The sequence below is a fragment of the Paraburkholderia humisilvae genome (assembly GCF_902859855.1).
Lineage (GTDB): Bacteria > Pseudomonadota > Gammaproteobacteria > Burkholderiales > Burkholderiaceae > Paraburkholderia > Paraburkholderia humisilvae.
This window is the reverse complement of sequence record NZ_CADIKH010000009.1, coordinates 96,584-120,480: the sequence shown is the minus strand read 5'-3', so window position 1 is coordinate 120,480 and position 23,897 is coordinate 96,584. Positions and strand designations below refer to the sequence as shown.

General features: G+C 59.1%; 30 protein-coding genes. 4 read left to right on the top strand and 26 right to left on the bottom strand.

From position 1 onward, the window contains the following. Window positions 1-144: 144 nt before the first annotated feature. The 16 genes from HV796_RS11540 to HV796_RS11465 form a co-directional block, all read right to left on the bottom strand. Window positions 145-540: a DUF1294 domain-containing protein gene (locus tag HV796_RS11540; protein WP_246355806.1), complete on the bottom strand. Its 396-nt coding sequence runs from the start codon at window positions 538-540 to the stop codon at window positions 145-147. After that, on the bottom strand, window positions 537-1,184 hold the full coding sequence (locus tag HV796_RS11535; protein WP_175226612.1) for a hypothetical protein: 648 nt from the start codon (window positions 1,182-1,184) through the stop codon (window positions 537-539). Before HV796_RS11535 ends, HV796_RS11540 begins: the two co-directional genes overlap by 4 nt. Window positions 1,185-1,446: 262 nt before the next feature. Beyond that, entirely contained in the window at window positions 1,447-2,193 is a 747-nt protein-coding gene (locus tag HV796_RS11530; protein ID WP_175226611.1) for a hypothetical protein, read from the bottom strand. A 254-nt stretch (window positions 2,194-2,447) separates the two neighbouring features. Next, on the bottom strand, window positions 2,448-2,741 hold the full coding sequence (locus HV796_RS11525) for a hypothetical protein (RefSeq protein WP_175226610.1): 294 nt from the start codon (window positions 2,739-2,741) through the stop codon (window positions 2,448-2,450). Between the two features lie 123 nt (window positions 2,742-2,864). Next, on the bottom strand, window positions 2,865-3,578 hold the full coding sequence (locus tag HV796_RS11520; RefSeq protein ID WP_175226609.1) for a DUF6927 domain-containing protein: 714 nt from the start codon (window positions 3,576-3,578) through the stop codon (window positions 2,865-2,867). A 60-nt stretch (window positions 3,579-3,638) separates the two neighbouring features. After that, window positions 3,639-3,992 carry a hypothetical protein gene (locus HV796_RS11515; RefSeq protein WP_217477885.1) on the bottom strand — a complete coding sequence of 118 codons (354 nt, stop codon included), beginning with the start codon at window positions 3,990-3,992 and terminating at the stop codon, window positions 3,639-3,641. A gap of 180 nt (window positions 3,993-4,172) precedes the next feature. Beyond that, window positions 4,173-4,547 carry a hypothetical protein gene (locus HV796_RS11510; protein WP_175226474.1) on the bottom strand — a complete coding sequence of 125 codons (375 nt, stop codon included), beginning with the start codon at window positions 4,545-4,547 and terminating at the stop codon, window positions 4,173-4,175. Between the two features lie 546 nt (window positions 4,548-5,093). Further along, window positions 5,094-5,453 carry a hypothetical protein gene (locus HV796_RS11505; protein ID WP_175226607.1) on the bottom strand — a complete coding sequence of 120 codons (360 nt, stop codon included), beginning with the start codon at window positions 5,451-5,453 and terminating at the stop codon, window positions 5,094-5,096. Between the two features lie 414 nt (window positions 5,454-5,867). Then, a complete protein-coding gene (locus HV796_RS11500) occupies window positions 5,868-6,926 on the bottom strand; it encodes a hypothetical protein (RefSeq protein WP_175226606.1) in 1,059 nt (352 codons plus the stop codon). Window positions 6,927-7,065: 139 nt separating this feature from the next. Continuing rightward, window positions 7,066-7,980, bottom strand: a complete 915-nt coding sequence (locus HV796_RS11495) for a hypothetical protein (RefSeq protein WP_175226605.1) — start codon at window positions 7,978-7,980, stop codon at window positions 7,066-7,068. Between the two features lie 175 nt (window positions 7,981-8,155). Then, entirely contained in the window at window positions 8,156-8,488 is a 333-nt protein-coding gene (locus HV796_RS11490) for a hypothetical protein (protein ID WP_175226604.1), read from the bottom strand. 175 nt (window positions 8,489-8,663) lie between these two features. Next, window positions 8,664-8,969, bottom strand: a complete 306-nt coding sequence (locus HV796_RS11485; protein WP_175226603.1) for an H-NS histone family protein — start codon at window positions 8,967-8,969, stop codon at window positions 8,664-8,666. 256 nt (window positions 8,970-9,225) lie between these two features. After that, window positions 9,226-9,843, bottom strand: coding sequence for a hypothetical protein (locus HV796_RS11480; protein WP_175226602.1), 618 nt, complete (start codon window positions 9,841-9,843; stop codon window positions 9,226-9,228). A gap of 98 nt (window positions 9,844-9,941) precedes the next feature. Beyond that, window positions 9,942-11,198, bottom strand: coding sequence for a site-specific DNA-methyltransferase (locus HV796_RS11475; RefSeq protein ID WP_175226601.1), 1,257 nt, complete (start codon window positions 11,196-11,198; stop codon window positions 9,942-9,944). Between the two features lie 202 nt (window positions 11,199-11,400). Beyond that, the gene (locus HV796_RS11470; protein ID WP_175226600.1) at window positions 11,401-11,925 is read right to left on the bottom strand and encodes a hypothetical protein; all 525 of its coding nucleotides are present in this window, start codon (window positions 11,923-11,925) and stop codon (window positions 11,401-11,403) included. A gap of 233 nt (window positions 11,926-12,158) precedes the next feature. Beyond that, a complete protein-coding gene (locus HV796_RS11465) occupies window positions 12,159-12,863 on the bottom strand; it encodes a hypothetical protein (RefSeq protein ID WP_175226599.1) in 705 nt (234 codons plus the stop codon). 804 nt (window positions 12,864-13,667) lie between these two features. Here HV796_RS11465 and HV796_RS11460 point away from each other — a divergent pair. From HV796_RS11460 to HV796_RS45805, 3 genes are all read left to right on the top strand, one after another. Further along, entirely contained in the window at window positions 13,668-14,165 is a 498-nt protein-coding gene (locus HV796_RS11460) for a hypothetical protein (protein WP_175226598.1), read from the top strand. A 134-nt stretch (window positions 14,166-14,299) separates the two neighbouring features. Then, a complete protein-coding gene (locus HV796_RS11455) occupies window positions 14,300-14,965 on the top strand; it encodes a GNAT family N-acetyltransferase (protein ID WP_175226597.1) in 666 nt (221 codons plus the stop codon). Window positions 14,966-15,509: 544 nt separating this feature from the next. Then, window positions 15,510-15,593, top strand: a complete 84-nt coding sequence (locus tag HV796_RS45805; RefSeq protein WP_425497092.1) for a ParE family toxin-like protein — start codon at window positions 15,510-15,512, stop codon at window positions 15,591-15,593. Between the two features lie 9 nt (window positions 15,594-15,602). Here HV796_RS45805 and HV796_RS11445 read toward each other — a convergent pair whose 3' ends face one another. The 10 genes from HV796_RS11445 to HV796_RS11400 form a co-directional block, all read right to left on the bottom strand. After that, a complete protein-coding gene (locus HV796_RS11445; protein ID WP_175226595.1) occupies window positions 15,603-15,839 on the bottom strand; it encodes a hypothetical protein in 237 nt (78 codons plus the stop codon). Window positions 15,840-16,146: 307 nt separating this feature from the next. Then, window positions 16,147-16,377: a hypothetical protein gene (locus HV796_RS11435; protein WP_175226593.1), complete on the bottom strand. Its 231-nt coding sequence runs from the start codon at window positions 16,375-16,377 to the stop codon at window positions 16,147-16,149. A gap of 34 nt (window positions 16,378-16,411) precedes the next feature. Continuing rightward, window positions 16,412-16,660 carry a hypothetical protein gene (locus HV796_RS11430; RefSeq protein WP_175226592.1) on the bottom strand — a complete coding sequence of 83 codons (249 nt, stop codon included), beginning with the start codon at window positions 16,658-16,660 and terminating at the stop codon, window positions 16,412-16,414. Between the two features lie 377 nt (window positions 16,661-17,037). After that, window positions 17,038-17,385, bottom strand: a complete 348-nt coding sequence (locus HV796_RS11425) for a hypothetical protein (RefSeq protein WP_175226591.1) — start codon at window positions 17,383-17,385, stop codon at window positions 17,038-17,040. 586 nt (window positions 17,386-17,971) lie between these two features. Next, on the bottom strand, window positions 17,972-18,172 hold the full coding sequence (locus HV796_RS11420) for a hypothetical protein (RefSeq protein WP_175226590.1): 201 nt from the start codon (window positions 18,170-18,172) through the stop codon (window positions 17,972-17,974). A gap of 147 nt (window positions 18,173-18,319) precedes the next feature. Further along, entirely contained in the window at window positions 18,320-19,693 is a 1,374-nt protein-coding gene (gene radA / locus HV796_RS11415) for a DNA repair protein RadA (RefSeq protein WP_175226589.1), read from the bottom strand. A gap of 110 nt (window positions 19,694-19,803) precedes the next feature. Next, on the bottom strand, window positions 19,804-20,217 hold the full coding sequence (locus tag HV796_RS11410) for a hypothetical protein (RefSeq protein WP_175226588.1): 414 nt from the start codon (window positions 20,215-20,217) through the stop codon (window positions 19,804-19,806). Window positions 20,218-20,221: 4 nt separating this feature from the next. Continuing rightward, window positions 20,222-20,455, bottom strand: a complete 234-nt coding sequence (locus HV796_RS11405) for a hypothetical protein (protein ID WP_175226587.1) — start codon at window positions 20,453-20,455, stop codon at window positions 20,222-20,224. A 179-nt stretch (window positions 20,456-20,634) separates the two neighbouring features. After that, the gene (locus tag HV796_RS45660) at window positions 20,635-20,796 is read right to left on the bottom strand and encodes a DUF6726 family protein (protein ID WP_343052882.1); all 162 of its coding nucleotides are present in this window, start codon (window positions 20,794-20,796) and stop codon (window positions 20,635-20,637) included. Window positions 20,797-21,531: 735 nt separating this feature from the next. Further along, complete coding sequence (locus HV796_RS11400) at window positions 21,532-22,002, bottom strand: hypothetical protein (RefSeq protein ID WP_175226586.1); 471 nt, start codon at window positions 22,000-22,002, stop codon at window positions 21,532-21,534. Between the two features lie 782 nt (window positions 22,003-22,784). Between HV796_RS11400 and HV796_RS11395 the strand changes: the two genes are divergently transcribed. After that, window positions 22,785-23,684 (top strand): Mom family adenine methylcarbamoylation protein, encoded by a 900-nt coding sequence (locus HV796_RS11395; protein WP_175226585.1) that lies wholly within the window; start codon window positions 22,785-22,787, stop codon window positions 23,682-23,684. Window positions 23,685-23,897 lie beyond the last annotated feature (213 nt).

Genomic DNA, 23,897 nt, shown 5'->3' with positions numbered 1-23,897 from the left:
GCTCCATTGAACCGCGAAGCACACAGCCCACCGCGGACTGAGATGCCCCGCACGGGTTTGAAAATGCTGGACCGAACCAGCCTAAGACCAATTCCCGATCCCGGGCGACAGCGGAAACCCGCCATCGACCGGTATCGATTGTCGTCATCTCCTGACGTAGAGCCAGTAGAGAACGCATGCCACGAGCCACAGGAGCCACGCGACACAGAAGACGCCATCGAATGCCGGCTTCAGCGTCTTGTGCCTCACCGTAGCCCTGCCCAGCTGGGCGCCCACGAAACCACCCGCAAGGGTGACAAGGTGTAGCCATGCCTCCTTGATGCGCTTCTCCCGCTCCACAGCCCGGCGTTTGTCTTCAACAAACATGACGAAGGCGACGACGTTGATGCTGAGGAACAGAATGCGGAACATGCCCGGAAAAAACGGCAACATCACGATCAACCCTGACGCGAAGGCAAGCCCGGTCAGTTCCCGAAACGGTTTCGGTTTTGCTTGTGTCTGCATACCCCTCCTTTCGGGATTGAACACGACGAAGCTCATCCCCGGTCCAGGCCGGGAAGCTCTTCGAACTTAGTGAAACTGATGCCAGCGCCGGTGTAGGTTGCGATCTCGCCGTACACGACGACGCAATCGACCCGCAACTGCGCGGTATGCGCTTCCTCGAGCAGCTTCTTGTAGGTCGGGCGATTCAGTATCCCGTTGACGATGAAGATACCTGTCCCCTTCGAACCAGCGGTAGCCCTTACGAAGCCGGCGAGATACTGAAACCCATCCAAGGGAGAAACCTCCTCGGCGTAGCTATACATCCCCAGCACCTGCTTCTTGAGCGATGCCGAAGGTGCATTGGCCGCCGCGGATTCAGTTTGCTTCGCCTCGCGACGAGCTTCGTCCTTCACCATCGTGTATTCGCCATAGGCCATTCGGTCAATTCGAGCGAAATCGAGCCCATGTTCGTCGCACAGAAAGCGAAGGTCAGCCAGCATGCAAAGCACCGTCTGCTCGATGGCGTCCGGCGTCGCCGGATCGGATTCGAACGTCTGGTCTGCTACACGCCAGGCTTTGATGGATTGTCCGACGCGCACAGCCCGCATGCGGGGGCTGAAGGTCAGATCCTCAGAGAATTCCGACATCTCCGCCGGAACCTTGATATCGACAGAGACCGTGTCTGCCGTGTTGGTACGCATATCCTGCTCCTGACACAAAGGACGAAGCAGGATCCCAAGCGGGAACATGCCCCGCATATGGGTTGAGATAAGGCGGCAAAGCCGCTTCTGGCTGGAAAGCGGCCCAGCTGCCGTCGAAACTGCCGAGAATGTTACCAGAATAGCAGCCCGCCACGGGCGTCAGGACTCGGGGGCTTCGGTGCTGTCGGGCTCTGGCCGCGGCGCGGGCGCACTCAGGTTCGAGCACATGCTGGGAGAAGACTTGCGCGGAGTTGCGCCCGAATCACGTCATCTGTCGGGTCCCATCGTCGGCGAGTTGCGCCTCGACCTGGCTATCGCCGAACTGTTCGACATCGACCAGATACGCCGACGTGCCGAACAACGTCCTGAGCTTGCGCTTGCAGTGGTCCTGATCTGAAATGGCATCCAGAGGAACTGCGACGCGCACGATTAACCGGCCCTGATCGCCTTCGTCGATCGGAAGCAGAAGAACATTCCCAGTGACACGGCCGCGGAGGAACTCCATCGCCGCGTTACCGTAGGCGCGCACCTTCTCTTCCGGGTCAAGATCACTCGAATGCGTGCCCCAGCAGCTATCCTGATATGCAATCTCGAGGTTGCCCTGCACGTGCTTCACTCCGAGGATTTCCGTCAGGTACGGCAGAACAACGCCAGGGCCATTCTCGAACGGGATCTTGACCAGGTCCGCGTCCATAACTTCTAGCCTGCTCTGGCCAGTTACCTCGCCACTTGCGTTGGACAGATAGTCAACCTCGACAGCGCTGAACTCGAACGAACACGTAAAGCCCTGTGCATCCTCCAATTCCAGACGAATTCCATCGAACTTTCCTTCGCGTGGCATCTGATCGTCATCCTGGAACGAGTATTCCGCCATCCCGTTCTTGCGCACGCAGAACGCGTTAGCGCAAAACTCGATTTCGAACTTTCCAGACAACCCGTTGAACTTCGCAACCGTAGATTTCCTTAGGAGATCCGTAGTCTGCGCAAAACCTAGTTTCATACCGCTCATATTGCTGCTCCTGTAGAGATACGCGAAGCAGACTTTCCAAGCAGGAAGGAATGCCCCGCATGGGTGTACAACCGGGGTTTCCGGTCGATCTGGAAATGCGGCGATCTGCATCGTGCTGGTTATGGTCCAGCTACCAATAAAAGCACAGACATCTTGTCACACAGGACGTGACGGCCTCAAAGCGAGCCCGCCATCGCCCCGAGGAAGGATCAGGCGGGCTGTTTCCGATATTGACCCCAACAAGGCACTCGAACTTAGCGTTGCTTTGCTTGACTTCTGGCGCTCAGGTACTTCTCGGCCATCGCGTCGAGTCTGTCAGTTTCGACGTTCGGCGTTTCATACGAGGTGATTCCGCCCGGATTCGGCCCGCGCCATGCGGCGCAGGCAGCTTCCATTGTCGGATGACCCGTCGAACACCACGTGAAGGTGTCGTAGTCGTATTCAACATCCCATTCCGGGTCGTCACCCGTGTGGTAGTGGTCAAAGAATCCCCGACTCCAGGTACCATTTCGGCTGGGCCACACTACATTTTCGCGATTTAGGCTCATTGCTATTTCGAAGATAGCGAGGACGTCTCCCACACGGGGAGCATTTCCTCGCATGGGTTAGGCATCAAACCCGGCACGCTTACGCTGCCGGACCATCTTGAGCGTACAAGATCTACTCGAGCGTCAGAACAGCGCCGTCTGCTGTAACCGGCGCTGCAAAGCAGGCGACGGAACGGGCACCTCAGCGCCCTGTGCGACTGCCGCGAGGCGGCCCTCCACTTCGAACGGGTTGGCGTCCCAGGTCGAGCGTCGCAGCCTGGCGTTGAACCCAGCCGCTCCCTCTCTGAGCAGCGGGGTCAAGCGCCGGACACGCCCCCACTCCTGGACACGAAACCGCTGGGTCGTCACGGTCTCGTTCCCTTTCTGGAAATCGATCGGATCGCGGAACACGATGACGTCTCCCACGTTCGGCGCCGCAGCACTCGCGAGCGACTTCTGCTCGTAGGCCCTGCGCTGAGCATCACGCCACGCTGCGGCGTTTTCCAGGTTTCGCCCCGAACTGAATGGTATCTTTTCGATCGGCGTGAGCTGATTGAAAAGCGACCTGGGCATGGACGTTTCGTGAGGGCCGGAGAACTCCGAGGTCGGCTTCCAGCAGAACTCCACCCTGTCGCGAGAGATCATCACGAACTCGGCATAGTTGAAGCTTTCGCCGGTGGCCTTGCTCGTCATGCGCACGACGAACCAGAGACCGCCCCGGCCGGGCTTTCCGTCCAGGATTTCGTAGATTGCGGTGTCGTTTTCCACCTTTTGCCCGGCATAGTGGGTATCGACGTGGCGCAACATCTCCATTGCCGATTTGCCGGGGATATTTCGGGTACCGCTGTAGCCCATCATTCTGCTCCTGAGTAGTTCGAAGAACAGACACCCCATCCGGGATGTCTGATCCCCGATGAGTTAGCGAACAACAACCAAAGCAGGCGACGCGCTGCCGCCTGCGAGATCCGGCGGGCTTCCAACCGCCTGATCCGGGATACACCATGGCGCAGCCTGGTAGCCAGGCAGCATCCGGATCGCCCTGGTGCGTATGGCCGAAACGATCTGGCCGGCATGCAACGACGGGTAGTCGACGAGTCCGTCGATCTGGGACTCGTACCCCTCGCAGAGCTTCAGGATTGCCACCGGCTCAGGAAGTGTCACGAGCGGCAGATAGGCGTGCGAGATGCCGATTTCGCACTTGCCAGATTGCCTGGTGACCACCCTGACGTTTGCCTTGAACAGCTCGCCCGCTCCAGACACCCGTCGCCTCACTCCGATAATCCAGGTTCAGTTGTGGCAGGCCGATCCGGTGGCGCACGGCGTAGGCCGCGAGCGCGCTGATGTGGACATTCGAGCAAAGAAGAACTGACATCTTGAACTCCTCTTCGGAAAGCGTGAGGAGCAGACACCCTCATGGGGAGCGAGCCCCCCACAGGGTTGAAAGATCGACGCTCAGCTATTGAGCCATGCGTCGTATGTCTTGATGTCCCAACCGAGTGCCCTGGCCGACTCGACGTAGATCTGATACTCGTCGTCGTTCGTGCCCCGCCAGCCGGCGATTCCGCTCTCCGCCAGCGTGACTTCCGCGCTGCCTTCCCGCGATTTGATCGCTGCCTCGAAGGCGAACCTGCAACGCCACGCGATCAGATACTCCTTGCCGGGCTCTGCGCAGTGAAGCTTGACAGCATCGCCCTCCACCGCAACTGGCTCAGCAAAAAAGGCCACTGTGTGCCCGTTGTAGCCGTCCGGGAGAAACACAACCTGCGGAAGGCAGGATGCGACATCAGGCAACGGGTCTTCCTTCTGGATAGAAGGCAGTATATTCATACGCGACTCCTTGGAAACGAGCGGAGAAGCGCCCCACGCGGGAAGCAGCATCCCGCGGCGATAAAGATGGAACGCACCGGTTGCGGTGCAGGGAGATCGCGGCCGTCAACACGACCGGAAAATGGCTGGGTACGGTCCAGCTACCGATTAAATCAGCGCGAATTATACCAGGGATTTCCTGTCAGGAATCTCGATCAGCGGGGGACAAAACTGATACAACGTCATCAGGCCGCTCTGCCTAGCCCGATGATGCGCTGTATCGCGCTGAGTGAAGCCGCGCGTGACGAATCTGCGCGAGACGACGCCATGTTGAAGGCCGCATCGCGCGCTGCCTTGGCAGCGAGCACGGTCAGCGGCTCCTGATACTGGCGCCGAGCGCTTAAGACAGGACAGCGCCGACGACCGTTGTGAACGGGCAGACTACGCCGCGCGACAAGTGCCGTTGTGCGCCGTCGAAATCGTTGGGCAAATAAAAGAACGGCCCGGAAACCTGCTACTGCGAGATCTCTGGGCCAGTCCTGGAACAGCGTGATGCGATCAGCTGGGTTATAGGCCCGACGTGTTGCGGTTGTCCGTTTCCTGCGTGAGCGCGATGAATTTGCCGCGCTTGTCGAAGTTGACGACGGTAATGATGTCCTGCCCGGTGGCGCCAGCGACGCCGACAAAAGCCAGAGCGCCCAGATGCGCTTCACCGTAGTGGAACGTGACCGTGGTCGAGCCGTCCGAATTCGTGACCGTCTTCATCGGTTGCCCGAGCTTGGCTTCGACGTCGCTCAGCGTACTCACGCCCTTCACGAAGCTCGTGTTGACGCTGGCGTCCGGCTTGACACCTTGGGTGAAGGCGCAAGCGGTAACGCTCAGCAGAACAGCGGCGGAAATCGAAGCGACAAGCAGTTTTCGAATCATGTTTGAGTCCTCGTAGGTGGTTTATCCGGACGCAGGGTGCGTCGTATGTAAAGTCATCTTATCGGTGGCGAATCCGGTTTCAAGTCCCTTTCGTCGCCGGAGTCAGGCGCGTCCTGCGGCGAGCAGCATGATACCGGTCTTGCTATCCTTCCGCGTCGACCTTCATGGTCCCAGAACGCGAGCCTTATCCATGCCGGCCGTGTGCGCCGGGAAGCCAGCGCGCAGAAGCCAACGCGCGTGAGCCCGTTGATGCCGGCGTAGGTTGCTACTCACAACATGCCAGCAAGGGCCATAGGCTCACAGCAAAGGCAGCCGCTCCGCCGTATAGAGCGCCGCGCCGGGATGCTAATTCGTTGAGGAATGTGAGCCGGATCGAGCTCAGCGGGCGCTCTTTGCTTCGTCCGTTCGGGGGAGTCACTTCTGCTTCCACGAGTCCGCCACGGCCTTGTCGTGCTCGACCTCGGCATACTGGGCCCGGATCACGCCCATGGTAGCGTCCGCAGCGTTGAGAACGGCCGCGCGTGTCTCGTCGCGCGTCGCGTTGTGGCCCGGGTCGGGAACGATCATTGTCAGCTTCCCGCCCCGTAGCCGTAGGGCAAGACAGTGAGAATAGTCGGCGTCGCTGTATTCCGGATCTGCCCGGTCCGTCGGCCAAACATCTACCGGAGCAACGTCTGTCGCCGTACCGTCCCGGAACACGACATGGAGCGACTTGCAGATACCCCCGTCTTGTTGCCCTGAACGGTTGACATCCTCGAACCCCATCCTCGCGAGTTCGGCACCGTATTGCGCCTGCACTTCGCGGGAAACATCCGGCATGCTGTCGGCCGCATCAAACCAGTGAAAAACTTGCAGGATGATCGCCGCGGCGCAGGTCAGCACACTGACCGCCCCGACCAGGCTCACGCATCCGCAACTTTTCTCGGACTTGGGCGGCCGCCTGATCTTCAACCCTTTGCTCAGCGCCACAGAGAACACGAACGCCATGATCGCCACGTTTCGGAAGAGGACCTCGAGATCAATACCTGCGGGAGCGCCAATCAGGTAGATCACGCCGAGGCCGAGAAGGACCGCCAGCAGACCGACGAACGCGCGTTCGTGCACCCCACTCCGCGCATACCGGCAACCAGAATACGCGGCGAGACCGCCCACGATGCAGAGCGTCGGAAGCCACGGGATGTCGGCCGCGAGAGCCGGGAAGAACGCGCCGATGCTCCACACGAGCCCGTGCCACACTGCATGTAAAAACGTAAGGATCGGGGTCAGCCCGGTTGCCGAGAACAGATACATTCCGACGCCAACTGCGATGAATGCGCCCGCCGCGCAGGCCAATTGCCCGCTTATACCTGAGACTTTCCCACGCGCCGCCGGTGCGGGGATGGTCTCCTGCCCGCTCGCGCTTTCGTCCTGGGCCGGGATATTCTTGTCTTGCTGTGGGTTTTCCCCATTGAAGTGGCCGTTTTCTGTCGACATGCATCCTCCTGTGTACTGGATGCCCTGACGATACTGATCGGACTGCCTGTTTCTAGCCCTTTGGTAGCCCAAAACGCGATCGCCCGCGCTCAAGGGCGCGGGCGATAAGGTATTGCGTTGAACATCGTACGAGGCTAGGTCATCCTGTGGAAACTGTCTCGTTGTGCCTCGCCATGAATTGCTGATCGCCGCTGAGTAGCCTGTCCGAGACCTGGATCAGGATGCCAACCTCGAGCTTCTCCAATGGGCGGACGAACTGCGCGAGCACCTGACTGAGTTCGCCGTCGACCAGTTCTCCCCTCAACCCCAGGAGAAAATCGCGCCACCAGTGATCGACGTGCGGGCCGAGGTCGCGGATATCAGCCATCTCCTTCTTCAGCGAATCCAGATTCTTGATCAGCTGCTGTGCGTTGGCATGCAACTCTTCGCGGCTTTCGTTCAACTCCATGAGCCGGTACAGTTGCCCAGGGCGCACAATCAGCTCGAACTGTTCCACGTACTCCGCGCCGCCAGTGAAGGCGTCAAACAGTTCCCGGTAAGCGGCGACGTCAGTGGCCAGTTCCTTGACGAGATAGTCCTGCGTGTCCGGGCTCCACTCGGCGTAAGGCCTGGATACCGCGAGGAGGCGATCGATATCGAATGTGGACGTCTTGACATTGCGAGGCATCGCACGTGAGCGGCCGATCTGCAAAAGCGCGTCCCATCCGCCAGTCTGCGTCACCTCGGCGAGTCTAAAAAGGATTGACCATAGAGCCCCTGCGGCGGCCTCGATCTTGGCACACGTACTCTCGACGGCCTGCTCGTGATCATGCACCCGGCCACGTTGCTCGCGAAGATCCTTGATTCGCTCCTGCACCTTCGGGTCCTTCAGGCCTCGAGCAACGCGCGTCAGATAATCTGACTGCTCCAGCATGGTGAATTCCGACCTGGTACTGGAAATTTCTCGAGCCTCTGCCAGCAATGCAGCCGCAACCGCATCCGGCTCTACTCTCTGCAACACATCAACCAGCACATACGCCCGGTCGCGTTGAAATCCACGATCGCTCGCCATCATCCCCTCACGTCCAATCGATTCCTGTCACGAAATTTCCGAGAGCATACCTGAAACGCAAACGCCCGCGCCCGGTCGAAACCGGAACGCGGGCGACGATTGCCTGTGCGCGAGTCAGTACGCTCGTTCGTCGAGGCCAACTGGCGCGACATCGACTCGCACATGATCCTACGGATGGTCAGTGCTGGAAAATCATCGCGCCGATCAAGATCACGACGCCGGAGACGAAAATCGCCGCACAGACATACCACTGCCGCTTCATCTTCCTGATCCCGGTGGCTTCCTCGACAAGCTTGAAGATCTCGGCAACCTGTTCCGCGTTCGCCCGTGACACCCGATAGTGGGTCTCGCTAACCGGCACGAAGAGGTACGTGTCCCCAGCGACTATCGTGCCGACGCGCGCCGTCAGCGCCTTCTTCCACGCTTGTGATTGCGGCTTGACCTGCGCCGTCTCGACCAGCCAACTTTCGATCTGGCTTTTCGAGTACACCCGGTCATTCAGCAATTCCACTGCCATCGCCATCCTCTGAAGTGACAAACCCTTGGCCAGGCCCGGTCATGCCGTGGTGGACCATCGGAACGACAACCAGCTTCCGCTTCCCGTCCGGAAGCAGCCCGCTCCAGCACCAGCCGGTGCTGCCGTCGCAATATCTGCGCGATGCTCCACGCATGCATGATCGCGGCGCTCACGTGATCAGGAAAGCCGCGCGATCCTTGCCGGCAATCCACGCCGGCGCTCTGCCCATGCCACTCCATGTCTTGTCCGAGTTTGGATCCTTGTATTTGGGCTTGACTGGGCCCCGCGCCTTGCGCGTCTTCCTGACAGTCAGCTCGGCCTCCGTGATCTCGAACTCCTGCATCAGTTGCCTGATCTCCTGCATAAGTTGCCTGATGCTGTTGATCGCGTCGCCACGCTCCTTACTGCGAGCCTCTTCGATTTGCTTTTCGAGCGCCGCCCGTTGGGCGAGAAGGTCTTTGTAATGATTGCTCATGCCTGGTAGGTTTCCCGTTTAACTCGGCAGTGCTCTTTATCGCCACCGAGCTGCATATTTTATCGCCAGCGTACAAGGAGACAAGTGATCATCGTGAATGGAAATTCGAGGCCCATTCAGGAAACATCGGTCGCCACAAACAAAAAACCGCCAAACATCCCTGAATCCGGGCGGTTTGGCGGGCGGTCAAACAATGCAGCTACTGGCGCGACGACGCGCCTTCAGTACTCCGCTTCTCGGGAGGCAGGTTCACGATTCACGCAACGTCGCTGTTATGGTTCGTTCGCATATTGCTTGCGAGACGTAGTCCATCGAGAAGCGATTCCACCTCGAATTGCTCGGTGGAGTAATTGTGCTCGACGGTCCACCGACCGCCGGCCCCCCGCACGATACGGGCCCACTCGCGAAGCTCGCCACCATGCGCCACGGTGAGGCGAAATGCGCCATCCGGCAGCAGTTCGAGGCCCGGGAAGATGGCCTGAAGCGCGGCAAACATCTCCGGCGCCGCCACAAGCAGCGGGCGAATGGCTTCGAATTCTGCCTGACGCTCGACCAGATCCGGACCCAAGCCACCGTCTCGTTCCTGGTCACTTTCCTTCCAGTCTTCGAGGAACTGGTCGGCCAGGCCGAGGAGGCGGTCAGCATCGGCCGCGGAGAAGACCGAGGCGGCTTGCTTTGCGGAGGCCACCGGGACGGTACTTTTGCCAACAATCAGATAATTGATCTCGGCTTGCTGAGCAAGTTCCGCCAGGAAAGCGGCGTCCTTTTCGGCGGTCGTTGCGCCGGCCGGCGCCTCGAATCCGACCTCTATGCGGATACCGTCACAAGCCAGGTAGCCTGCAAAGGCTTCGATGTCTCGCGATTGAGTGTTCATGCGCTACTCCTGAGAAAATGCGAGAAGCGATCCCTTGCGGAAACGCTTCCCGCTAGGGTTGAAATTTGAGACACCGTAGGTGGTGCCGATATGCCTGACTAGCAGGCGAAAAGGTCTGCGGCTCGCCGGTAATCGCCGATTCCTTGCCGCGTTAGTACTGCGTCCGGAAATCGATTTGCCCCACCCACCACGTAGTCGAGCATCAACTCGCTTCCGATCCAGTTCCGGCCAAGCGGCTCCGCCACGGCCCCGGTCTTGAATGAACCCGAGAACGGATCGTAGATCGTGTCTCCCACCATAGTGCACAGCTTGATAAAGTGTTCAGGGACAGCAGTCGGAAACCGGGCTGGATGAACCGGCAGATCCTGTCCGCGGCATGCCTTGATGTAATGGCTGTTGGACTCGGAATTTGGCGCGACCAGAAGGTTGGTCGGCACTGCTCCGCCATTGTCCACACTGAATGCGCCGGCCGACAGTTCGTGCCCACTGGGTCGCAGCGCACCCTTCTCACCGCCAGCTGCGATACGCGATCGCATGGACTCACTGTACGGAACGAGAACCTGTGTGTTGTCGGCATATGGCTCGCCGTTTGGCGCAAGCCAGTAGATCTGCTCCAGAGCAGGTCTAACTCGGACGCGTCTCACCGTAACCCACTCTGCAGGCGCCGGCATCTTCGATGGATTGTGCCAGGCGTATCGCGAACATAACTTCCATCCGAGATCGTCTTCGAGCCGGATGATCAGCCGTTCCTGATACGTCGACAACATCGGCTCGCCGCTCCTGAATACGTCTCCCAGGTTGAGCACGACGGAACCGTCACCCGCCAGCTTCTTCGGCCACAGCTCAGCAATCCGGATCAACCAGTCGAGATACTCTTCGACTGGCTTATTCCCGTACTGCTTCTCACGAAGAAGTGGATACGGGGGCGATGTCAGAATAAGTCTCAAGGAACCGTCGTCGATATGCGCGACGGCCTCGCTCGCTTCGCCGAATAGCGCCACGCCTTTTTCCGTCGTGAAGACAGTGATGACGATGCCAGGTGCGGCCTGACGCAACGCGTCTCGCCCCTTGCCAGTCAGCTCCCACTCTCCACGACCAGACGAATTGATCAGTCCCATCAAACGGGCGCGCTGCTGCGCCCACCTGACAGACCGCCGGTACACGTTGACGTTTCTTCCGGCGAGTAGCGTCGTTTCTTGCTGCTCGGCTTCAGGCACGTCGCACTTCAACGCGATCGCATCGTAGAGGGCATGGGTATGCGCCTTGCCACCTTCGTTTTCAATGCAATCGAGTAACGGCAGGACAATCTGGTCTTGCGAGACCTTGCGGCGCGGCCGCGGTCGAGGTTGATTCATGGTCTGCTCCGAAAAGCGCGAAGCAGACAGCCCTTCGGGGGGCCGTATGCCCCGCTAGGGTGGTTCGAGATTTGGCACCAGCTTGTGATGCCAGACATTACGGGCCGCAGAAGGGCCAAAGGCTGGTTACGGTCCAGCTACCGATGAAAAGCGACTCGACTATACACCACCTTGGCGATATATCGGAGGCACCGCTTTCCACTCATGCGCGTCGTTGATTCCTCCCAAGCGGGCCGATCTTTTCGCGGAGACGGCTTATGGCCCGCGTCACATCAAGTTCCTGTAGAGCGACGAAACGACCGAAGTGACCGTTAATCACCTGCACACCGTCGTAGACCTTCGTGCTATCCCGATACACGAATGCATCGTCCGCCCGGACGTGCCCTTGGCGCAACAAATGATCCACAACCGCCAGAATGTCGTTCGTGACGCTGCACCCTCCATCGTCCCGATCGATCACGACCACGACCTGGTCGACCCGCTCAATTTCGATGCTGGATCGAAGCGGTACGGGTCCTGCGGCGCGCTTCAAGAATTTTCCGCTGCTGGCCATAGCGATGATCGTGTCCGCGGTAGCCGAGAGGCTTGATATCGCGCTGGGCGAGAATACTGTCATCCTGCCGCGGACGTCGTGGACCTCCAGCTTCGTGCCCGAATCGATATCGACGACCTCGGCGCAACCGTGCTTGCGCAGCAGCTCTTCCAGTTCCTCGAGACCGAATACCACGTCGAAGATCCTTTTGCGCCGGCGTCTTATTTCAATCACATATCCTCCCCTGCCATTCGAAACCGAGATTGAGTCATTATCCTGACCGCGCCCCTGTTTTCAATGGGCGGCAACGAAGAACTCGTCCCAGTTAACGGACACCCCCCACACAGCTTTATCGCTGCCCGGGGGGATGGCTTGCCGTCAAGCGAGCGAGGCTACCAAAGCCGGCCAGCTTCTCCGACCTGTATTACTTACGCAGATTGAAGGTCCTGGCCGCTCGCCAGTGCAGCAGCGATTGAACTGGTGATCTCCGCCCGCTGGTCATCATGGAGGACACTGTCGAGGAACCTGCGGACGCTCTTAAGCATCGCCTGCGCTGCGCTCGCTACGTCGTCGCCGCGCAGATGTCTGTCGATGTCCTCGCCTAGTTGAACCGCCCGGGTCGAGCTGCTGTAGAGGCGCAGGTGTCGGCTGAGATACTCGCCCTCGCCGCCAAACTCACCCAGACGCGATTTGCTCGAGCTCCAGCTGCCTTCGTACTGAATCGCAAGGAGGTTGTGTCCGTCGTTCAGGATGCTCGCGAGACGAAAGAGCACGTTGAGGTCGGCTTCCTGACACTCATCCGGCTCTACCACCTCACGCACCAGGCCATCGAACTCCGGACTGCTGATGCCGAGTTTCTTTCCGAGCGCGCAGAGGATCTGCCCCGGCTCCTGGTCCTCGCGCTCGTCAGTTAGACCGACGCCGAGCATTGCTGCCCACTCCTGAATGGACTCGCGAACCGCTGACCACGTTGTGTCCGTCGAATCCGTATCTCTGGCGATGTAGCACTGGTCACCACCGGGATACTGCTCGTTCAATGAGAAAGCATCGAACAATGCCCGTATCACCGACGTCACGATCGGACTGCCGTCGAATACCAGCACGCCCGTTGCATCATAGGAATTGTTTGACATGTACCTGCTCCTTATGGAATTTGCGAAGCAGGCTCCACGCAGGAGACCGCCCCGCAGGGTTGCAAAACAAGTGACTGAAAAGTCAGTTTCAACTGCACCGCACCAGTCCTCTCCGAGCAGCAACGCGAGAGCATGTCGCCGGCGAGCGCCAACGTCTGAACGTCGGTCGCAAGCGAATGCTCCGGCGCCGCCTCTTCCCGAGCACAGTGCTCGTCCCGCCCGGATTCGACTAGCAACGCTCCAGGTATATGGACGCCCCGAAAGAGGGACCCAAATTCCTAAAGTTATGGATTTTTTTGACTAACGTTTCGGAGTTACGGATTTTTTGACTAAACAATCCGAAGTGGATTCTTCTCACGAAGATGCCTGCGCGGGCGGGCATCAGCATGGCCAGAAAAATCCATAATTTAGTAAGTTGAAGGCATGCGCACGGTTTCACGGGCCATAACGGCCGGCAAGGATGGCATCGCCACCGGGCGTCGCCCGGCATGAGACGCCTGACAGCGATCCGACTTCTCCAGAGGAGCGTGCCAATGTGGGTGATGCGCCGAAGACCCGAAAGAGCGGGTCAAAGGTCGTACAGGCTGGTTAGGCCCAGCTGCCGGGTCAATCAGGGTGTAATATAAAAGACTTCTCACCAGGAAGTAACCGACTCTTGTCGGAGAATGAGCACCCATCTTCTGAGGAACAACCGCGTTATTCTGAAAATGGGACTACGCGCGTTGCCCTAAAGAAGCAGCATCCGCTGCCGTAATGTCGGGCAGAACCCGAGTGCTTATGTTCAACGGCCTCATTGGAGAACGCATGCTAAACCAACTACTTTCCGGAAACATTCAACTGCCTGGGCCAACCCAGGTGACGCTCGCCCCGCTCGCCGCAGTGGCCCGTATATTGGTCCGCATCGGATTCCCAGCGGGAAGCTATCCTCGAACTTTCACGGCTACTCCGTCCCCGGAGCTGGATCGTGCAACGTCGCGAGCGCATGGTTCGCCAAAAGCAGAACCGGTGCCAGACGAGCCGGCAATACCGGCCTTCGCGTACCTGTTCCACGAGGAAGACCTGATAGTGCCGGCAACCTCGAAACTCACACTGTTTCTGCCTCAGAGTGAGGTCCGCGCGCATCCCGTCAGGGTCGTCGAGCAGAGCGCATATAAGGCCAAGTGGTACTCGATCGAAACCTGGCACGAGAACGTACGGCGGTGGATCGCTCGAGACACCGCCCCGAAGAAGGACGCTGCCGTCGGAAAGGCGCATGAGATGCCGTGGCTCGCCTGTGTGGAAAGCGAAGAATGTAACGACTGATGGCTACTCCCGAGAAATTGCCCGGTCAGGCAGGCGTATCCAGTCCCGCTGCATCTACTGAGAACCTGCCTTTGTGAGCCAGCGGCCCGCAAACGAGCCGCGAACCAGAGTCGTGTAATTTGAAGGAAAGCTATATGCTCTCGTCTTCGTCAAAGTCACGCGAACGCGAGCGTGACGAGGTAGTCGCCTTCGGTGTCCAGTCCTCGGCTCGCGCCGGCAACGCGATGGAAACCAACCGGCTTGCGCTTCGGCCGCTGCGTCGCGAGGACGCTAACCTACTGCATCCGCATGTCACCGACAACGTGACGCGACTGTGGATTGGCTGGGACACGCCGAAATCCTTGGCCGATACCGAGGCGAGCGTTGTTGACGCGCTGGCGCGAATCGAACAAGGGCACTACGCCGGCTGGCTCGCGCATAGCCGCTTTCGCGATTCGAAAGGCGCGGCCCCCTTCGTCGGCTTCGTTTCGCTGGAGCGTCTGCTTGAACCGGTGCGTGGTGCCTGGTTCGAACTCAATTTCTGGCTGACGGAATCGCAATGGGGCAAAGGCTACGCTCACGAGATGGCCTCAGTCGTGCTCGACTGGACATCGACGCGGACTGATCTGCGCCTCGTCACCCTCTCATGGACGCATGGCAACGAGGGAAGTCGTACTGTGATCGAGCGGCTTGTGGATGGCCAACAACCCGAAGAGCGTGCCGCGGTGAAAAGCGCCGTCGAACTGCCCGTCTACCATTACGTGGTCAACCTGGACAGGTGGCATCGACAGCAGGCGCATCGGCGGCATGCATATCTTTAAGCGCGCAGCATTGGTTGCCGCGATCGAGCCTCTCATGAACCCCGATGCCGATACCCGACGTCCACGCAACGGAGCTTGGCAGTTCATCCAGGAAGTCGTCGAGCAAGATCTTGATCAGATCAGCAGCTCACCCACCCACATTCAGCCATGAAAAAAAGATTCGAATGCGGCACGCCGGCTTTGGGAAGTTCTGTCATCGATGTGCCAACGAGGCGCGGCCGGCACTGATGGCGGCGAAAGCCGCGGCAGTGCGCCGAGCCCGTCGCGCCGAGGCCACCGCCAAGGCGGCAGCCGAAGACCTTGCACGGCGCGCTGAGATTGCTGAAAGAGCCCGGCGCATCACCGAAGAAGTCGCCGCACACCGCGCGCAACTCGTCGCCGCAGCGTCAAAGGCCCCCATCGATCTGAGTGCGGCAAGGCATCTGCCGGCGGTGCTCGAGCGCGCACTGGACGTTCTCGGCCGGCTCAACAACGGAGTCCATCCTCTCGCGCTCGGTGGGCAGACGCTTAGTCCTGCCACGGTGACTATTCCATCCCACTCGGTTTGCGGTACCGTCTGCTCGTCGACGCGGCGTCGCTTAAACCTCTGGAATTCCTCTCTCACGAGGACTACAACCTGGTGACGTAGGCAGACCTGCTACTTTTTCCTTGTTCGAAGTGTGTATCCCCGCGCCGCCCGGATGCACAGGACGAACGCGATCGCGCCGGCGATCGGAAGTTGAGGCGAGCACTTCGGCTCGAGCCTCATCACGATGGGGATACTGACGGCGATGACTGCCGCCAGTCCGAGAGAAATACGACGTTGTCGGCTCTGCACGGTAAGCGACTTCAGCATGGTGCTCGCAACCTGGTTTCCAATTTCGATCACTTCCACCGGCAATCGTTGAGCAACGAGGCGAAGGTCAGCAGTTCGTCGTCAATCTTTCGCCTTGCGATCGACAGATAATGCCAGCGCGGAATCGTGGGCGCTTGAATAAGCCACTGCAGCCTCCCGTTATCGCGGAAGTTTGCCCGTCAATTCCCACCAGTAGTTCAGCACGCCGCCGGCGTGCCGATTGCCGATTATCTGGTGGATCTGCAGCGCGATCGCGTCAGGCGCTTCGAACACAACATACGGGTGGAACGGCCGAAAGGGCATGTCCCTCACACGACCAGAGCGTGCGGACGATCAGAACCATGCCTCAATGTAACGACTCGTCAATGCTCAAACACGTCCGCTGGTACTTGCGGTCGAGCCAACGCTCCAGAACCGCCCCAACAATGATCGTGACGATAGCAGCGGGAATCCCGACTTTCCACGAGAGGGCAAAATCTCGGCACGCTTCCAAAATTATTGGCGCGACAACCCAGCCCAGCAAACCCACCAACAACGTCCAGCCAGGCATATGGCCGTCGCTTCCCTTGCTCTCCATGCCTTTCCTCATTAAGCAAATCATCATCAATCGACTACTGCCGGTTTTGCGGCGCGTCGGCGCGAACGCCTGCGAGGACTTTCGCCTTCATAACGTCGAGCACGCCGCAAGTCCACTCGTGCCCACGAAGGGATACCATCCTCGCGTTCGTGTGCAACGCGAGCTTGAGCAGGAAACTCGCCAGTTCCTGCTCCGTTAGGGATGCGATGCCGCTTTGCTGGAAGGCAGCTAGAGCCAGTTCCTCTAAACGCATGTCAGCCCGAGGATCGATAGGTTCGCTCATATCCGACACTTTCCTTCTTCTACCTATTTTCTGATTCAAGTCGAACCCAACAGCTGGGCGACCAATACGCCCCCGGCAGTTCCGACCCGTCTTCGATGGTTACTCCGTTTCCGTCCCGAACTTCAACGACACGACCATCAGCAAATCGGCAAACCACCTCCTGACGAGAGAGGCTGCCGAGAAGATGGATCCAGCCGTTCAGCTTTGGATTCCAAAACCGTCCGCGGTTGTCAACTCGAACGAAGAGTCCCGTCCCATCGATCTCTCCATCGACACACGCGACATATTCGCCGTCTTCCGGCAGATCTTTCGACTGGAACCACCCGCCTGCGCGAACACGTGCCGGGAACAGTTCACAGTCTGGGGATATCTCTATGCTAGAGAAATCGCTCATCTTTTCCCTTTAAGCTCGCACTCGAGATGATTTCTGGGCCAGACACAACCTGAAAATAGCTTTTCCGGCTCTCGAACTCTGCCAGATCGGCCTTAACCGTCAGCTTGACCGTGGCCCCGGCTTCCATAATGGCAACAGCCTCCTGTTTTTCTATCCCGTTCGCGTAGACCCGGTACGGTTCGACCCGATCATCAACGAAGAGCGCAAAGTATGTCCGGTCTTCACTAGCCGTTACAGTCACAACGCGCTTCACGCGCCCTGTGATCTCTACCTTCGGTGTGAACAGGCCTGCCTTCTCAGCGATGCTTTTTTCCACCTGCCGGTGTGTCATCGATTATCCCTATTTTTAAAGACTTCCCCCGCTATGCAGATATCCGGATTACGTGTTGAAGAAGCCTCCACGTACATAAGCGACTCCGTGTGGAAACTGCTGCGAGCGTATCAGGGGTTCCATTCTGTGATGGCGGGATGTTAGCATCACTCGGTCTTGCTCGTCGAAATGCCAGTTGCTACACCCATCCCATTTCACTGACCCATGCAGGTATATCTCAGCGTCCTGAAGTTGTGTCGGCTCGACACAGGATGTTCCAGTGTCTGCCGGGCACCATTTTGGGACGTCAAATATTCCCGTTGTGTCTCCCTCAGCCCAGCCTTGAATGTTGTAGAGCGTGAAGTTCACATAGCCGCGATACACCTCAGCAACAACAGTGAAAGCGAGGTCTTGAAAGTGCTTTACATGCCGTGCCAGCGGGCTTTTACTTCTATGCGCACCATTCATTACATTACCCCTTCCACCAGTTAATCAGTTAATCCGAATGATGGATAGTTTGGTCCTTCATGTTATCCACCACTTGTTACGGAAAGTCTATCGCCTCAGCGATGCTTTTTTCCACCTGCCGGTGCGCCATCGACTCTCCCTATTTCTTAAAGATTTCACCCTGGTACGCGATAGCGATGAGTTCGGAGCCATGATCCTGCCCCGTCCAAACCGCGAAAATTCGTGACTCGTATTGCCTGGATTCACGTAATGCTAACGCGATCGCACCTTGCTCCTCCGCAATCTCCGGATCGGCGGGATCGAAGTTCGTCAGCTCGCCCACCTGAAATGTGATTGCCATGGTCTATTTTTCCCGGGGTGTCGCGGATCTTCGCTACGATTCTCTTCATGCGCATCCCCCCACATCGATACGTTTATCGGCTTTTAGCAGTCGGACTTGAATTTCGGTTCGTACTTGCCGCCAGCTACATCATAGCCAGCGGTCCGCTTATTCGAGTTCCCTGACCTTATCGATGGCTTCTTCAATCCGGTCGACTGCGACCACCGTCAGCCCGTCGATGGGTTGCTTCGGAGCGTTCGCCTTCGGTATCAGTGCCACCGAGAAACCGAGTTTCCCGGCTTCCTTCAGGCGCTCCTGACCTCGCGGCGACGGACGGATCTCACCGGCCAGCCCGACTTCGCCGAAGGCGATGAGTCCCTTCGGCAGTGCCTTGTTTCGCATGGACGAGTGAATCGAGAGCAGCACGGCAAGGTCTGCGGCTGGCTCGGTGATCTTCACCCCACCCACGGCGTTCAGGAAAACGTCCTGATCGAAGCACGCGACGCCGGCGTGCCGGTGAAGCACAGCCAACAGCATCGCTAGCCTGTTCTGCTCAAGACCGACTGCGAGGCGCCGCGGATTCGGGGAGTGCGTGCCATCCACCAGCGCCTGGATTTCTACCAGAAGCGGCCTGGTTCCCTCCTGCGTGACCATCACGCACGATCCCGGCACCGTCTGATCATGCCGGGACAGGAACAGCGCCGACGGGTTTGCCACGCCGCGCAGACCCTTTTCTGTCATAGCGAATACGCCGAGCTCGTTGACCGCGCCGAAGCGGTTTTTGAACGCGCGTACGAGCCGGAAGGAAGAGTGTGTGTCGCCCTCGAAGTACAACACGGTGTCGACGATATGCTCAAGCACGCGCGGCCCCGCCAGATTGCCCTCTTTCGTCACGTGGCCGACCATGATGATGGCGGTCCCGGACTGCTTCGCGATCCGTGTAAGTTGCGCGGCGCACTCGCGCACCTGGGCGACCGAACCCGGCGCAGAGGTCAACGCCTCAGAATAGACTGTCTGGATCGAGTCGATCACAGCCACGTCGGGCTTTTCAGCCTCGATAGTCGCCTGGATGCGCTCCAGCTGGATCTCGGCGAGTAATTGAAGGTCGCAAGCCTTCGAGTCATCATCGAGAAGCGACAATCGCTGAGCTCGTAGGGCAATCTGGGCCGCGGACTCTTCACCGCTCACGTAAAGCGTCTTGCGCTCGCCGGCAATCGCGCCCATCGACTGCAGCAGGAGGGTCGATTTGCCGATACCGGGATCGCCCCCGATCAGCACTACGCCGCCAGCCACCAGGCCGCCACCGAGCACGCGGTCAAACTCCCCGACCCCGGTCGAAAATCTGGGCACATCAGCGGCATCGATGTCCGCCAGCTTCTGGACCGGGGCACTCTTCGCGAGGGATTGGAAGCGGTGCGATCCGGCTTCAGCGAGAGTTTCGACCAGTGAGTTCCAGGCGCTACACGCGGGGCACTGGCCCTGCCACTTGGGAGCGGTTGCCCCGCATTCCGTACAGCTGTAGACGGTCTTTGCTTTTGCCACGAATGATTCCTGTCAGGATGGATCTGGGACGGTCTGAACGACCGCCCCTCGATCAGGCGAAACCATGCTGGCAGACGGAGACGTGATTTCAAGGGGATATTTGCAATGTCTTATGGACGCGGCGGTAGCCTCCACAGTTTCCGGTATCTGTCGACGAAGCATCCCAGCACCACCGCCGCAGCAATACCCATCATGGACACGGACACCGAGCCGAACATGAGAGCGGCGCCCATCGGCATCATTAGCAGGAGGTAGCACATTCCACTGGCAACCTCTCTGCATGCCCGGAACGGCGTTCCTGTCTTCTCATAGTCCCACTTCCGCGCGACCAGCGTCATCAGGTAGTCGAACAGCAGCGCCGTGCTGAGAAGCACGAATCCGATAACCTCGAACCCTTGTACCGTGGACAGAAGACACATAGCGACAAGCACCGCGACGGCGGTGTTACCGATCGGCTGTATGCCTCGGGAAGCCCTCAAAAGTGCCGTCACAATCAGCGTGCCACACACAACAAGAAAACCCATGTCATCACCTGTTAGGCCGGTATTTGGTGCGGTTTCGCATGCGCCCCGCCGCCGCACGGTACGCATCCTCGTACTCCTCAATCAGGAGCCACAGATCGTCGCTCCCACGTTTGCGGCTCACGCCGGTCGCCCTGGTCATCCACGAGTCGGTCGTTGGGTCATACATCGCGTGGAAGACGCTAAACGCGCCGCCGGTTCCCTCAAGGATTCGACCGACGACATAGTGGGTATCGACCATCGGTCGCCCTCTCTTGAATGCGGGAATAAGATCCTAGGCCTGTACCTCCAGCCCGCCGTCGTACATTAGTGACACAGAAATGCCAGTACTGATGCTCGCGAGTTGCGCATCCCGTGCACGCCGGGTAAAACAGAAGCTCAGGTCGAGCGCTCGAAAGATACGTCGGAGCATGTCCCACCTCAATCGATCGCAGCCGCACAAGCGTTACTCGGGGCCGCCAAGGCGTGCCCGACCAGCGGAATCATGTCCAGGCCTGCCGATGTGATTCGGCACGGTGCGGCGGCGACACCACAGCCGGATAGCGCGGTAATTATCGGAACAAGCAGCAGCACTCGATTCATCGGCGATTTCTCTAGATTGAAAGGTTGCGCAGTCCGCATCGTCGGGCGCCAGTGGGCTTCCCCCGTTAGGCCCGTCGCAGGTATTTACCGCCCGGACTGGAGCTATGAAGTTTCGCGCCGCAACCAGGTGCCTATGTCGCCGAACAGAGCTTGTCAGAAACGGCTTCAAGTTAAAGCCCCTACATGGGCTACGGACGCTTCCGGAGGAAAGGCAGCCGAGTAGCTGGGTCCCGGCTAAGCGCTTCGGTCTGAGCGGATCGTCGGCGGATCTCTTCGCGTTCTCGCGTGATCCACTCCAGGATTTCCTCCGAACCGAGGGATCCGCTTTCCGCCACAGCCTGAATTGCACGGAAGGCATCGACGTCGAGCGGCTCATAAGCTGCGAGCATTCCGGACACCTTCTTGGAATACGTTTTGTAGGGCCACCGTCGATATACGACTACTCCGGCCAGAAGCGCGGTAGCTGTGCTAATCACCACACCCAGATGGCCTCCAATGTGCCACCGCGTGTGATCCAGACTAGCCTCCAAGGCGTTCACGAGCACGTAGCACATGCCACCCGAAAAAATGCCCGCCTGAGCTGCCGGCCCTGGCCTGATAGGATGGCGGGCCAACTGACGGGAAAGGCGGATCGTCGATTCGATCCTCGCGAGCTGCCGATGACGGGCCTGATCGGTTGTCCAGCCTTTGAGTGCGTTTTTTGGAGCATTGGGCATCACGACCTCTCATGCGAACTCAGCCGTCGACGCGGTCCAGCTTCACCAGATAGTCTCGGCCGTCCAGCCCGTGCACCACCGTGGTGTCTTCGCCGGCGTTCAACCACACTTGCCGACTCACCGTCAGCTCGCTACCGGAGTCCTTCTCCTCCAGGCGCAAGCGGAACGTCGCGAGTCCGTACGGCATCGGCTGGATATTGCTGACTTCCATCGTCCGATAGCCGTCCAACCCGTCACGCGGACCGGTCGTGGCGAAAAGATATTCCACGAAATTCACCGGCTCGCCGTGCGTCACGCTCTCTCCGAAGCGCCTGATGGCACCGCGAGCGTCTCGGCGCGTCACCACGACATCGTATCCGTTGGTTGACGCAGCCACCGCCGGCAAGATCGGGGTCGGCGCATCGATCACGCCCAGCGGATCGGCGCTGGCAGATACGGCAGCGAACGACAGCAGGATTGCAGCAGCGGCAGTCAGGACTGACGTTTTCACGAAATCTCCTCGCGGATGGCCATGCTCGAGAGTCGAGCATTCTGGATGGATGAAAACGGGGAAATTCGCGACGGCCGATCGCCCGGAGCGGCGACAGCTGTCGTGACTTGGCCAATTCCCGTCCGGAAGCTCGAGGCTTGCCATGCACGTCCCGTGCCGCTCGCGAGCCAACGTTACGTCGTGGTGGGCAAGCGTCACGCACCATGCCGCGCGACGCGTGATCATGCGGAAACTCAAACCCATGCTTCGCCGATACGTCGAGTACTTCCTGACAGGCATGACTCCGACGAAGGCGCTTCCACGCCACCCCGTTTTTCTTGTCGTGACGAGTTCCGACGGCGTTGCCGTCAAACCCAGTTGCCCTGGCGACAAAACTGTGCCATTCCGCGCAGTCGTAAACATTATCTTCGTGGCATCCCCTTTTCCCGAAGATGCCAGCCTACTGCCCCCTCCAACCTCCATCAATCGTCAAACAATCGCTATTCGAGGGGGGAAAGGCTCAAAGGAAGGTTGGTGACTGTCCGAAGCTTCCTGACGTGAAGTTAGCAGCGGTGAAAGACCAGCGCATCCCCCCTTGTTATGGAAGACGCTTTTGTTATCGTGTTTTCAAGGTCATCGAGTCCGAGAACAAGGAACCACCAACACATGAAGCGCGACGCCAGTACCTACCCTCTGGACCTCGGTCACGAGTTGATCGACAACTCCGCCGGAAGCGTTCGCGCCAACTATGGGCACGAGCGGCTGTTCGCTCGCACCGCGGCTTGATCACAGGGGAGATGTCGATGCAGATCAGAACGGACACATGTCCCGCTCAACGCTGGCGCCTCGGTCGAGACTACTGGCGCGTTGACCGGGACGAAGGCTTTCGAAAGCAGGACTACGCCGTCGATCTGATCAGCGATTCAATCGCAAAGCGATTTGTCGTCGAAAATCACTACTCCGCCAGTTACCCGGCAGCGGTCGTGCGTGTGGGCCTGTTTCACGGGACGGAGCTTGTGGGAGTCTGTGTGTTCAGTGTGCCCATGAACAACGCCGCAATCCCGAAGTACACTGGCTTGGCTCCGTCCGCCGGCGTGGAGCTGGGCCGCTTTCTCTTGCTTGACAGCGTTGTCCGGAATGGGGAAAGCTTCTTCATTAAAAAAGCATTCGCCGCGCTTCGGAAGGCCCGGCCGCAGGTCAAAGGCGTAGTCGCATACTCCGACCCGGTGCCGCGGCATACCGCTGACGGGCGCATTGTTATGCCCGGGCACGTCGGGACGATATATCAGGCGGGCAACGCCCGTTATGTTGGTCGATCAGCCTCGCGCATCCTGCACCTTTCCGCGAGCGGGCATGCGCTCAGCCCCCGAGCGATCTCCAAGATCCGCCGCCAGGAGCAGGGTGCCCAAGGAGCAGAAAAGAATCTGGTGCGCCTTGGCGCTCCGCAGCGACGATTCGGACAGGATCCGGCGGAATGGCTCGATGAAGTGTTGTCCAGCGGGGCGTTCGTCCGCCTCAGGCATCCCGGGAACCACTGCTACGTCTTCAGTCTCGGCCGGCCCCAGGAGAAGCGGTTGCTTGAGCGGACATTCGCGGTGGCAAGGCCCTATCCGAAATTGCTCGATCCGCAGCAGCAGGCTCTATCGCTTGCGGTCAAACCCGCTTTCCATCAACCGCCGAAGTCCAATCCGGATTGGGCCTAGAACGATCAGCACGATTGCGAACCACAGGATGATCCCGTCGACGCCGAGAGCCTCATTCCAGAATCGGTGCTTGAACCATAGACAGAACAGGAGCGCGGCGCAAGCGATCGCCCCGAAGATCGAGTACCCGACAAACCGTCTTGAGGTGTGATGCAACCCAAACGGTCCCGGAGACTCTTCCCGCTGCCGCCGACCGTCGCTTTCGTTCTTCAT

Bases quoted from the DNA above. Each gene is read 5' to 3' on its own strand.
- HV796_RS11540 (WP_246355806.1), bottom strand. From the start codon at position 540: ATGAGCTTCGTCGTGTTCAATCCCGAAAGGAGGGGTATGCAGACACAA.
- HV796_RS11535 (WP_175226612.1), bottom strand. From the start codon at position 1,184: ATGCGTACCAACACGGCAGACACGGTCTCTGTCGATATCAAGGTTCCG.
- HV796_RS11530 (WP_175226611.1), bottom strand. From the start codon at position 2,193: ATGAGCGGTATGAAACTAGGTTTTGCGCAGACTACGGATCTCCTAAGG.
- HV796_RS11525 (WP_175226610.1), bottom strand. From the start codon at position 2,741: ATGAGCCTAAATCGCGAAAATGTAGTGTGGCCCAGCCGAAATGGTACC.
- HV796_RS11520 (WP_175226609.1), bottom strand. From the start codon at position 3,578: ATGATGGGCTACAGCGGTACCCGAAATATCCCCGGCAAATCGGCAATG.
- HV796_RS11510 (WP_175226474.1), bottom strand. From the start codon at position 4,547: ATGAATATACTGCCTTCTATCCAGAAGGAAGACCCGTTGCCTGATGTC.
- HV796_RS11505 (WP_175226607.1), bottom strand. From the start codon at position 5,453: ATGATTCGAAAACTGCTTGTCGCTTCGATTTCCGCCGCTGTTCTGCTG.
- HV796_RS11500 (WP_175226606.1), bottom strand. From the start codon at position 6,926: ATGTCGACAGAAAACGGCCACTTCAATGGGGAAAACCCACAGCAAGAC.
- HV796_RS11495 (WP_175226605.1), bottom strand. From the start codon at position 7,980: ATGATGGCGAGCGATCGTGGATTTCAACGCGACCGGGCGTATGTGCTG.
- HV796_RS11485 (WP_175226603.1), bottom strand. From the start codon at position 8,969: ATGAGCAATCATTACAAAGACCTTCTCGCCCAACGGGCGGCGCTCGAA.
- HV796_RS11480 (WP_175226602.1), bottom strand. From the start codon at position 9,843: ATGAACACTCAATCGCGAGACATCGAAGCCTTTGCAGGCTACCTGGCT.
- HV796_RS11475 (WP_175226601.1), bottom strand. From the start codon at position 11,198: ATGAATCAACCTCGACCGCGGCCGCGCCGCAAGGTCTCGCAAGACCAG.
- HV796_RS11465 (WP_175226599.1), bottom strand. From the start codon at position 12,863: ATGTCAAACAATTCCTATGATGCAACGGGCGTGCTGGTATTCGACGGC.
- HV796_RS11460 (WP_175226598.1), top strand. From the start codon at position 13,668: ATGCTAAACCAACTACTTTCCGGAAACATTCAACTGCCTGGGCCAACC.
- HV796_RS11455 (WP_175226597.1), top strand. From the start codon at position 14,300: ATGCTCTCGTCTTCGTCAAAGTCACGCGAACGCGAGCGTGACGAGGTA.
- HV796_RS11435 (WP_175226593.1), bottom strand. From the start codon at position 16,377: ATGGAGAGCAAGGGAAGCGACGGCCATATGCCTGGCTGGACGTTGTTG.
- HV796_RS11430 (WP_175226592.1), bottom strand. From the start codon at position 16,660: ATGAGCGAACCTATCGATCCTCGGGCTGACATGCGTTTAGAGGAACTG.
- HV796_RS11425 (WP_175226591.1), bottom strand. From the start codon at position 17,385: ATGACACACCGGCAGGTGGAAAAAAGCATCGCTGAGAAGGCAGGCCTG.
- HV796_RS11420 (WP_175226590.1), bottom strand. From the start codon at position 18,172: ATGGCAATCACATTTCAGGTGGGCGAGCTGACGAACTTCGATCCCGCC.
- HV796_RS11410 (WP_175226588.1), bottom strand. From the start codon at position 20,217: ATGGGTTTTCTTGTTGTGTGTGGCACGCTGATTGTGACGGCACTTTTG.
- HV796_RS11405 (WP_175226587.1), bottom strand. From the start codon at position 20,455: ATGGTCGATACCCACTATGTCGTCGGTCGAATCCTTGAGGGAACCGGC.
- HV796_RS45660 (WP_343052882.1), bottom strand. From the start codon at position 20,796: ATGAATCGAGTGCTGCTGCTTGTTCCGATAATTACCGCGCTATCCGGC.
- HV796_RS11395 (WP_175226585.1), top strand. From the start codon at position 22,785: ATGCAGATCAGAACGGACACATGTCCCGCTCAACGCTGGCGCCTCGGT.